The organism is Nitratireductor sp. GCM10026969 (assembly GCF_042660605.1).
Classification (GTDB): domain Bacteria; phylum Pseudomonadota; class Alphaproteobacteria; order Rhizobiales; family Rhizobiaceae; genus Chelativorans.
Genome location: NZ_JBHSUM010000170.1, coordinates 1 through 8,612 on the forward strand (window position 1 = coordinate 1; position 8,612 = coordinate 8,612).

At 65.4% G+C, this 8,612-nt stretch carries 10 protein-coding genes; 5 read left to right on the forward strand and 5 right to left on the reverse strand.

From position 1 onward, the window contains the following. The 5 genes from ACFP9U_RS21725 to ACFP9U_RS21745 form a co-directional block, all read right to left on the reverse strand. Positions 1-684 (reverse strand): xylulokinase (locus tag ACFP9U_RS21725; protein ID WP_378624677.1); only part of this gene is annotated, 684 nt, incomplete at its 3' end. 5 nt (positions 685-689) lie between these two features. After that, positions 690-1,412, reverse strand: coding sequence for an SDR family oxidoreductase (locus ACFP9U_RS21730; RefSeq protein WP_378624678.1), 723 nt, complete (start codon positions 1,410-1,412; stop codon positions 690-692). Positions 1,413-1,493: 81 nt separating this feature from the next. Then, positions 1,494-3,002, reverse strand: coding sequence for an ABC transporter substrate-binding protein (locus ACFP9U_RS21735; protein WP_378624680.1), 1,509 nt, complete (start codon positions 3,000-3,002; stop codon positions 1,494-1,496). Positions 3,003-3,078: 76 nt separating this feature from the next. Continuing rightward, on the reverse strand, positions 3,079-3,939 hold the full coding sequence (locus ACFP9U_RS21740; protein ID WP_322454067.1) for a carbohydrate ABC transporter permease: 861 nt from the start codon (positions 3,937-3,939) through the stop codon (positions 3,079-3,081). 17 nt (positions 3,940-3,956) lie between these two features. Next, positions 3,957-4,850 carry a carbohydrate ABC transporter permease gene (locus ACFP9U_RS21745; protein ID WP_378624682.1) on the reverse strand — a complete coding sequence of 298 codons (894 nt, stop codon included), beginning with the start codon at positions 4,848-4,850 and terminating at the stop codon, positions 3,957-3,959. A 374-nt stretch (positions 4,851-5,224) separates the two neighbouring features. Here ACFP9U_RS21745 and ACFP9U_RS21750 point away from each other — a divergent pair, with 374 nt between their 5' ends. The 5 genes from ACFP9U_RS21750 to ACFP9U_RS21770 all read left to right on the forward strand — a co-directional run. Next, positions 5,225-6,250, forward strand: coding sequence for a sugar-binding transcriptional regulator (locus ACFP9U_RS21750; RefSeq protein ID WP_378624685.1), 1,026 nt, complete (start codon positions 5,225-5,227; stop codon positions 6,248-6,250). A gap of 12 nt (positions 6,251-6,262) precedes the next feature. Next, positions 6,263-6,922, forward strand: a complete 660-nt coding sequence (locus tag ACFP9U_RS21755) for a class II aldolase/adducin family protein (RefSeq protein ID WP_378624687.1) — start codon at positions 6,263-6,265, stop codon at positions 6,920-6,922. A gap of 113 nt (positions 6,923-7,035) precedes the next feature. Next, positions 7,036-7,377, forward strand: a complete 342-nt coding sequence (locus ACFP9U_RS21760; RefSeq protein ID WP_378624689.1) for a hypothetical protein — start codon at positions 7,036-7,038, stop codon at positions 7,375-7,377. A 362-nt stretch (positions 7,378-7,739) separates the two neighbouring features. Further along, complete coding sequence (gene mscL / locus ACFP9U_RS21765; RefSeq protein ID WP_378624691.1) at positions 7,740-8,156, forward strand: large conductance mechanosensitive channel protein MscL; 417 nt, start codon at positions 7,740-7,742, stop codon at positions 8,154-8,156. 57 nt (positions 8,157-8,213) lie between these two features. After that, positions 8,214-8,612: aminotransferase class I/II-fold pyridoxal phosphate-dependent enzyme (locus tag ACFP9U_RS21770; protein ID WP_378624693.1), on the forward strand; the 399-nt coding region annotated here is incomplete at its 3' end.

Consider the following 8,612-nt stretch of genomic DNA (forward strand, 5'->3'; position numbering starts at 1 on the left):
CTCCCGTGCCGCCGCCTCCGTCACCCGGCCGAGCTCGGCCCCCGGCGCGTGGGCCTCTGGCAGGCGGTCGATTGCAATACCGATGGCGTCGAGAAGCGCCGGAGACCAGCGCTTCTCGACCAGGTCGAACATGCCGCTGGGGTCGGCGCTCGACCAGCTCGTGCGGAACCACCCCCCGCAGAACTGCCGCACAAGATAAGCCTGCACATCGGCGAAGCAGGCGGTCCGCGCGAAGGCTTCCGGCCTGTGCCGGCGCATCCAGATCACGCGGTAGAAGCTCGGCGTCACGTCCGGCGGCCGGCCGCTGATGCGGTGGATCTCCTCCGCCCCGAAGCTGCGGCTGAACTCGTCCACCTCCCCGCGCGTGCGTCCGTCGAGCCACAGGATGGCGGGGTGCGTCGCCTCCCCTTCAGCATCGAAGAAGCCCATGGTCTCGCGCTGGTTGGAGACGGCGAGCCCCTCGAGGCGCGCCGCATCCACCTGTTCGAGCAGCGCCTTCAGCGCGGTGACGGTCGCCCGCCACCAGTCCCGCGGGTCCTGCTCGAAGCAGTCGAGCCCCTCCTGGCTGATGGGGATCGGCGCGCGGCCCTCGCCCGCCGCGCTGCCGTCCGGGCGCCAGGCGATGGCCTTGACGCTCTGGGTCGAGGAATCGAGCCCGATAACCAGTCTTTCGCTTGTTGCCATGGCAATCAGTATTCCTGGCGCGTCGGCGTAACGACCATTTCCTGGATCAGGACGTTCTGCGGCATCTGGTAGGCGAACAGGACCATGTCGGCCACGTGATCGGCCCCGATGCCACCGCCGATGCGCACCTTGTTGTCCTTGTAGTTCTTGAGCGTCGTTTGGTCGGTGACGTGGTGGAGCACCTCGGTCTCGATGATCCCCGGCGAGATCACCACCACCCGCACGTCATAGGGCGCGAGATAGCCGCGGATCGATTCGGAGACCGCGTGGACGAAGAACTTGGTGCCGCAATAGACCGTGTGGTCGGGATAGACCTTGCGGCCGGCGATCGAGCTCATCATGACGATGGTCCCGCGGCGCCGCTCCTTCATTCCGGCCATCACCGGATGCAGCGCGTTCATCACACCCTTGGTGTTGATGTCGATCGTCTCGTCCCACTCCTGCGGGTCCTGGCTGCCGATATCGGCCAGCCGCGCGATGCCCGCATTGTTGAAGAGGCAGTCGGTGGGCCCGTATCTCTCTTCGGCCTCGGCGACCGCCGCGGCGATCGCTTCGCGATCGCGCACGTCGACCTTCCGGCACATCGTGTCGGGCAGGCCCAGCGCCTCCATGCGCTCGACCCGGCGCGCCATCAGCAGAAGCGGGTGGCCGGCCTTGGAGAACGCCCGCGCCGCCGCTTCGCCTATCCCCGAACTCGCGCCGGTGATCACGATCAGTGGCTTGTCCATTTCTGATCCTCAAATACGTTTGCATCGGTCGGCGCGGCGCCGGGAGTAAGCGCCGCGCCGCGCGTCGCGGTTGACTGAACGTCATCCGCTGGTGATCGCGTCGACCTTTTCCTTGATGGCGTCCATCGCCGCCTGCGGATCGTCATACTCGCCGGCCCAGAAGCGGCCGAGCTCGACGGGGATGACGTCGTTGGAGATTTCCGCCCACTCGGGCAAATCCGGCTCGGAGCCCATATGGTCGGCGATGGTCTCGCGCACGGCATCAAGGTGCCGCGTCGTGCCGGCAATCCCCGGCTTGGCGTTCTCCTTCACGCGCGGATCGTCATAGACGGAGGAGCGCGTCGGCCCGGTGCCGCCGCCGAGCGTGGTGATGTAGACCTGCGTCTCCTTCGACGTCGCCCACTGGGCGAAGATCCAGGCCGCATCCGGGCTCTTGGCATATTTCGACACCGCCAGCGAGGAGCCACCCTGATGGCCGACGCCGGGAATCTCGTTGAAGCCGCACTCTTCCGGCGTCCTGAGCGATGTGGCCGACGGCGGCACCGTCGCCTCCATCAGGCCGGAGACCTGCGAGTTCGCCGGATCGTCCCAGGAGGGGAAGAACTCGCCCCAGGAAAGAACGGTCGCGGCGAGCCCCTGGCCGACCGACTGGCCCTGCCCGTCCCACGTCCAGCCGTCCACGCCGGGCGGCATGTTCTCCTTCAGCTTCTGCCAGTACTCCATCGCCGCCATGCCGCGCTCGTCATTGCCGACGAACTTGCCGTCCGGGCTGAAGATCGAGCCGCCATGGCCCCAGAGCCAGGCCGTCCAGTCGCATTCGAGACTGTAGTGGCCGGAGCGCATCTGCCCGGTCGTGCCGAAGATCTCCGGCCCCTTAGCCTCCTGGATCGCCTGGGCGTTCGAGAGGAACTCCTCCATCGTGGTGGCAGGGTTCAGGCCCAGCTCCTCGAAGATGTCGCGGCGGTACATCTGGATGAAGATCGGGATGTCGTAGGGCACGCCCACCATGATGCCGTCATACATGGAGATGCCGTCCACCAGCGCCGGCAGGAAGTCGTCGAAATCGTAGTCCGGCATGGCGAGTTCGCCCGCCGATTCGTAGCGCTCGCGCGGGTCCACCACATCGCCCGAGAAGGAGGCCATCCAGCTCTGGTCGATATAGTAGAGGTCGTAGGTGCCGAGCCCGGAGGCGACGTCCAGGGTCAGCTTCTGCAGCACCTGTTCCAGCGGCAGCACCTCGATCTCGACATTGATGCCCGTCGCCTCCTCGAAGAAGGGCTTCAGCGCCGAGTTGATGGCGTTGGAGGGCGGCGTCGATTCGGTCGCCAGGCGGATGGTCTGGCCGGCGAACGGCTTGCCGACTTCCGTGAGCCAGTTCCTCATGTCCTGCGACCAGTCGATCCCCTGAGCGGCCGCCGGCGATATGAAGCCGCCGCGGGCGCCGAAGGGAAGCTGCGCCGCCAGGCCCAGCGCGCCGGCGCCCAATCCCAGCTTGGCCGCACTGCGCAGGAACGCGCGCCGGTCCATGCCGCCGCGCGCATAGCGGTCGGCGATCGACGCCAGGAAAAGCTTTCTGTCACTCGGTCTCATATATTCCTCCCGGTTTCGCCCCTCAGGGCATTCCTCTGTTTCACCGCGCCTCCACGCGGCGATTGCCGTCCGGGCCTCACTGTTTCAGCGAACCGAGCGTGAGACCCCGAACAAGGTTCTTCTGGACCAGCAGAATGAAGATGAAGGCCGGGATTATGGCCGCCGTGCCGAGGGCCGCCATGTTGCCCCAGGCCGTTCCCGTCGAGGTGACGAAGGTCGACGAGACGACGGGGACCGTCTTCAGCGAGGTCTGCGTCAGCGTCAGCACGAACAGGAACTCGGTCCAGGAGAAGATGAAGCAAAGCACCGCCGTGGCGGCGACGCCGCCGAGCGCCATCGGCAGCACGATGCGGCGGAAGATGGTGAAGCGCGAGGCACCGTCGATGAGCGCCGCCTCGTCGATTTCCACGGGGATGTCGTCGAAGAAGCTCTTCATGAGCAGGACGGCCAGCGGCATGTTCATCAGCGTGTGCACGAGAATGATGCCGGTATAGGTGTCGAGCAGGCCGACGCCCTTGTAGATGAAGAACATGGGGATGGCGATCGCCACCGGCGGCATCATGCGGGTCGACAGGATCCAGAACACGAAATGGTGCTGACCGCGGAAGCGCAGGCGCGAAAGCGCATAGGAGGCGAGCGCCGCGATCACGACGGTGAGCGCCGTCGAGCCGACCGCGACGACGATCGAATCCCACAGTCGCGGCAGCATGTAGAAGTCACCCCCGCCCGGAAGCACCTCCAGCCCGCGTTCGATCCCGAAGGAGATGCCGAACACCGCCTCGAAGGACTGCATGGTCGGTTCGAAATTGAAGAGTTTCGGCGGAACGGTGAAGATGTCGCGATCCGGTTTGAAGGCGACGGTGATCCAGTAATAGATCGGAAAGGCGAACAGGGCCATCGCCGTGATGGCGGCGATGTAACGGACGATCCGCTGCATGAGGGACGGAGCCATCGCTACCACCGCAGCCTGGTCGAGATGACGAAGAGGTTCGCCACGACGAGAATGATGAACAGGGAGAAAAGGCTGATCGTCGCGCCGTAACCCCACTTGATGAAGCTGAAGGTCTGCTGCCAGGCATAAAGCGACAGCGTGTAGGTGGCGGTGCCCGGCCCGCCCGAGGTCATCACATAGACATAGTCGAACATGCGGAAGAGATCGATGCCGCGGATGAGCACGGCGATGGCGATCACCTTGCCCATCATGGGAAGCGTCAGGCGGGTGAACATCTGCCAGCTGCTGGCGCCGTCGATCATCGCGGATTCGAAGGGATCACGCGGCAGCGAGCGCAGGCCGGCCACGAAGATCAGCACCATGAAGGGCGTCCATTGCCAGACGTCGGCCAGGATGACGCCCCATATCGCAAGCTGCGGCGAGGCGAGAATCGTCTGGTTGGACGCGAACAGACCGATAACCCGGAGCGCGTAGGGCACCATGCCGAACTGGGCGTCCTCCATGAGGAGGAACATCATGGCGGTGATCGCCGGCGGAATGACCAGCGTCAGTGTCAGCACGCCGCGGATGAAGGCATAGCCCGGCTCGTCGGAATCGATCAGGAGCGCGATCCCCATCCCCAGCACGAGTTGTATGGAGAGGCACACCGCGGTGTAGAAGAGCGTCACCCACAGCGCGTTCCACAGGCGCGGATCGTTGAAAAGGATCTGCCAGTTTTCCCAGCCCACCGGCTCGATGCCGCGCGAGCGCGGCACGAACTCGTGAAAGCTGAGCCAAATGTTGTAGAAAAAGGGATAAACGGCGAGCACCAGCAGAATCGCAAGGAGCGGCAGGAGCCAGGGCAGCGGATGATCGGAGATCATCACGCGCGGCGTACGCAGCAGACCGCTGCTCATGCCGGGCTCTCCCATTCCACCCTCTCCGCCGTCATCCCGGCCAAGGGAGCGCAAGCGACCGCGCGCCGAGGTCCATTCCGGAACGGCTTGTGCCGGGCACCCTTGTTGCGGAAGGGATCCCGGACAAGCCTTCGGTCTTCCGGGATGATGGCGTCGTTGCCGTTTGCCTTTCCATGGGCGGTCGGCCTATGGCCGGCCCCGGCCAAACCGCCGTCCTTCACCACACCGGCACGGGGATATGTCGCTCGCAGCAAGGCGGGCAATTCTCTCTCTCCTCCCAACAAGACCGCGGGAAAAACGCCGCGGTTCTATTGTGGAAGAAAACGTGACATAATATTTGTTCGGCCGCAAGAACATTTGTATCAGGAGTTTCGATGGAGGAGAGATCCAAGCGGCGCGAGGCCGGCGAAACGGCTCGGAAACGGGAGCCGCCTCAGCAGCGGGAAATGATCGAAGGGCTCTCCGACGACTGGCCCGAGCAGCTCGCCGTGCGCACCGCGTGGTGCTACTACGCGCTCAACATGACACAGCAGGAAGTCGCCGCCCGGCTGGGGATCACCCGTGTGCGCGTCATCCGGCTTTTGAGCGAGGCGCGGCGACGCGGCGTCGTCAAGATCTCCATCGAATCCAAGCTCGCCGACAACGTCGAGCTCGAACACCAGTTGATGGAGCGTTTCGGCCTCGATTTCGCCGAGGTCGTGCTCGGCATGACCGACGACGAGACCGAGCTTGCGGAGGTCCTGGGCGCGGCCGCCTCGGCGGGGATCTCCCGGCAGCTTCAGGACGGGGTGACGCTCGGCGTCGGCTGGGGCGTCACGCTCAAGGCGTTCGCCGAGGCACTGCCGGAACGGCCGCTCAAGAACGCCGCGGTGGTCTCGCTCCTGGGCTCACTGACCCGCCGCTCCTCGATCGCCACCTTCGAGGCCACGACCACCATCTCGGCCCGCCTCCACGCCGAGTGCTTCTACGTGCCGGGCCCGATCCTCTGTGATAGCCGCGAAAGCCGCGACACGCTGATGGCGCAGCCGATGATGCAGGACGTGCTCGACCGCGCCCGCTCCTCGGACATGGCTGTCGTCAGCGTCGGCGGGCTGGACAGCGGCACCATCCGCCGCACACGCTTCGTCAGCGAGCGCGATTTCGCCGACGTGCGCGAGGCGGGCGCCGTGGGCAACTTCCTCGGCTACTACATCGACGAGAACGCCCAGGTGATCGATCACCGGGTGAACGACCGGGTGATCGGACTGCGGCCCGAGTTTCTCACCGCCATCCCGCGGCGCATCATGATTTCCGGAGGCAGGCAGAAGGTGGCGGCGCTCGCGGCCATCCTGAAGAAGGGCCTGCTCACGGGGATCGTGACCGACCAGCAGACCGCGCACGCTCTGCTTGAACACCACTGAAAGGACAACCGAATGAAAGACGCCGAATACGCCCTGCGCAAGGAAATCGTCGCAACCTGCATCGCCATGGACCGGAGCGGCATCAACCAGGGCACCTCGGGCAATATCTCCGTGCGCTGGGAGGACGGGCTTCTGATCACGCCGTCGGGACTTGCCTACGAGACGATGGCGCCGGAGGACATCATCTTCCTCTCCATGGACGGCACGCCGCACGGCCCGCACAAGCCCTCGAGCGAGTGGCGCTTCCACCGCGACATCCTGAAGGCGCGCGCGGACTTCAACGCGGTCGTCCACGCCCATCCCAACCACTCTACGGCGATCGCCATCACCGGGCAGGAGATCCCGGCCGTGCACTACATGATCGCCGCCGCCGGCGGCCCCACCATACGCTGTGCACCCTACGCCACCTTCGGCACGGACGAACTGTCGAAGAACGCGCTCGCCGCGCTGGAAGGACGGCTCACCTGCCTGCTCGCCAACCACGGCGCCATCGCCTGCGGCCCGAATCTGCGCAAGGCATTCTGGCTGATGAGCGAGATCGAGGTGCTGGCGCGCCAGTACATCCTGGCCCGGCAGGCAGGAGAGCCCGTCGTGCTCGACGACGCCGAGATCGCCCGCGTGGTCGAGAAGTTCAAGAGCTACGGGCCGAAAGCGAAAACCGCTGAAGCCTGAGCCCGACAACCAAACCGCGTCAGGGAAATCCCTACCGCGCCTCGGAAACAAATCCTGCTCGCTCGCCGGACGTTCGGCTACGCTGAGGCGAAAACTGCGGACCGGAGGAAACGATGACCAAGCTGATGCGTGCACTTTCCATTTCGACGGCCATTGCCCTGTTGGGTGCAATTGCCACACCTCTCGCGTTCGGTGTGGAGAAAGCTTATTCGCAGACCGAAGGCCGTGGCGGCGATGAAGGCGGCCGCGGCGGCGAAGGTGGCGGCGGCGACGAAGGTGGCGGCGGCGACGAAGGTGGCGGCGGCGACGAAGGTGGCGGCGGCGACGAGGGTGACGGCAACGGCGGTGGCAACGGAAACGGGAACGGCACGGGCCCCAAGGGAAATAACGGCTTTGGCAATGGTGGTGGTGACGGCGTGCCGGGAAATTCCGGCTTCAGCGACACCAACCGTTGACTTTCTCGAGTTCATAGCACCGGGCCCGTTGCAAAGACCCGTTCGCTTCTTATGAAGTGTCTTGACACCATGTGATGCGAAGCCCCGCCCGAGTGAATTGGGCGGGGCTTTGCAATCGGCGCAGAAACCCACGCGGCCGGTTGAGGTCTGACCGGTTGTCCGCCCAGCGGCAAAGCGTCGCCAACGCACGCCGGCAGGCGCCCGGGCCTTGCCCTTGGGTCACGCGGTGCCCTCGACCACCGTCGCACGTGCCTCCTGCCGGCGAGAGCTTACCAGCTTCGACGCTTTTGCTATTCTCTGCCCCGCGAGGGTTGGCGTGCGTGTCGGCGCCGGCCTGTTCGCGAGCGAGGGAACAACCGAAAATGTGGAGCGAGTTCAAGGAATTCATTGCCCGGGGCAACGTGATGGACCTCGCCGTGGGCGTCATCATCGGCGGCGCGTTCGGCCTCATCGTCAGCTCGCTGACCGAAGACATCATCATGCCGATCGTCGGGGCGATCTTCGGCGGCTTCGATTTTTCCAACTATTTCATCCCCCTGACCTCCGGCGTCACGGCAGCCACCCTGGCCGAAGCGCGCGAGCAGGGCGCCGTCTTCGCCTATGGCAACTTCCTCACCGTCGTCCTCAATTTCCTCATTCTCGCCTGGATCATCTTCCTCATGGTCAAGGGCGTGAACAATTTGCGCCGCGAGCAGGCCCAAGCGCCGGCGGAGCCGCAAGCGCCGCCGCAGGACGTCCAACTCCTCACGGAAATCCGTGACCTGCTGGCGCAGAAATAGCAGAGTGGTCTTTGCCGCCGCTTCTCCGGCGGCGGCGCTTCAAAAAGGGTGACACGAATGGACCTGCAGGAAAGCTTGCGCGGGCAAGCGCGCGCGGCGCCCAGAAGCGGCATCATCTCCGTCGTCGAGCATGCCCGCGGCCGCGCGGACCTCATCCCGCTGTGGGTGGGCGAAGGCGACCAGCCGACGCCGGATTTCATCCGCGAGGCCGCCGCCCAGAGCCTTACCGCCGGCCACACCTTTTACACCTGGCAGGGCGGCATCCCGGAACTCTGCGCCGCCCTCGCCCGCTATCACGAGCGCACCTTCGGCCGCGCGTTTACCCCCGAGGAATTCATCGTCACCGGCGGCGGCATGCAGGCGATCCAGCTGGCACTGCAGGCGGTGGCGGGCGCGGGCGACGAGGTGGTCTATGCCAGCCCCGCCTGGCCGAACCTTTCCGCCGCCCTCGGCATT

Coding starts and splice junctions, on each gene's coding strand:
- ACFP9U_RS21755 (WP_378624687.1), top strand. CDS start 6,263: ATGAAAGACGCCGAATACGCCCTGCGCAAGGAAATCGTCGCAACCTGC.
- ACFP9U_RS21760 (WP_378624689.1), top strand. CDS start 7,036: ATGACCAAGCTGATGCGTGCACTTTCCATTTCGACGGCCATTGCCCTG.
- ACFP9U_RS21740 (WP_322454067.1), bottom strand. CDS start 3,939: ATGCAGCGGATCGTCCGTTACATCGCCGCCATCACGGCGATGGCCCTG.
- ACFP9U_RS21735 (WP_378624680.1), bottom strand. CDS start 3,002: ATGAGACCGAGTGACAGAAAGCTTTTCCTGGCGTCGATCGCCGACCGC.
- ACFP9U_RS21730 (WP_378624678.1), bottom strand. CDS start 1,412: ATGGACAAGCCACTGATCGTGATCACCGGCGCGAGTTCGGGGATAGGC.
- mscL (WP_378624691.1), top strand. CDS start 7,740: ATGTGGAGCGAGTTCAAGGAATTCATTGCCCGGGGCAACGTGATGGAC.
- ACFP9U_RS21745 (WP_378624682.1), bottom strand. CDS start 4,850: ATGAGCAGCGGTCTGCTGCGTACGCCGCGCGTGATGATCTCCGATCAT.
- ACFP9U_RS21750 (WP_378624685.1), top strand. CDS start 5,225: ATGGAGGAGAGATCCAAGCGGCGCGAGGCCGGCGAAACGGCTCGGAAA.